Source organism: Treponema sp. R80B11-R83G3 (assembly GCF_054786115.1).
Map to the genome: position 1 here is coordinate 1 of NZ_BDHF01000420.1, position 562 is coordinate 562.

At 43.2% G+C, this 562-nt stretch carries 2 protein-coding genes; both read right to left on the reverse strand.

Annotated features, from left to right (window positions below; translation table 11 throughout):
* A partial coding sequence (locus ACYVRH_RS14225; RefSeq protein ID WP_461257529.1) for a hypothetical protein occupies window positions 1-378 on the reverse strand: 378 nt, incomplete at its 3' end.
* A partial coding sequence (locus ACYVRH_RS14230; RefSeq protein ID WP_461257530.1) for a hypothetical protein occupies window positions 378-562 on the reverse strand: 185 nt, incomplete at its 5' end. The genes ACYVRH_RS14230 and ACYVRH_RS14225, both read right to left, overlap by 1 nt.

The window sequence follows — 562 nt, forward strand, 5'->3', positions numbered from 1 at the left end:
TTCAAAGTCAGTCCCGGTAAAACTCAATCTTCTGGTCATTCCGTTCTTTAGGCTCATTTCTTCTGAAAATGTTCTAGCGCTGGAAGTACGAACTGTAAGCGTCCAAACCCTACCGTTGAAGTATGACGGCAGGTTATAATCAGACTGTATCGTAAGTGTCAGACTTTCACCCGGGGCAAGACCATTGTCGTTGGATGTTTCGTCATCGCCGCCATACAGCATAAGTGAAACCAGCCGTTCGGTTGAATCGTTTCGGATAAACACCGAAGCTTTACCTGGCGTTACAGTGTCCGTTTCGCAAGAAGCAAGGCAAAAGTAAAGCAAAACCATGCAGGAAACCAGCATACATAAGCGAATAAAAAAAATGTGTCTTTTCATTAATATTCAACCTCCATATCTTCCCAGTCAAGTACGGTTACCTCTTCGGTAATATGGATGTTTCTCCATGTTCCTACCCTTACAGTATTGTAAGGGTAAGAAGCGCTTGCCAAAGTAAATCTGACATCATACCAGCCTTTTCCATCCCAAAGGCTACCGTGATTTTGCAGAGGAACTATTATAG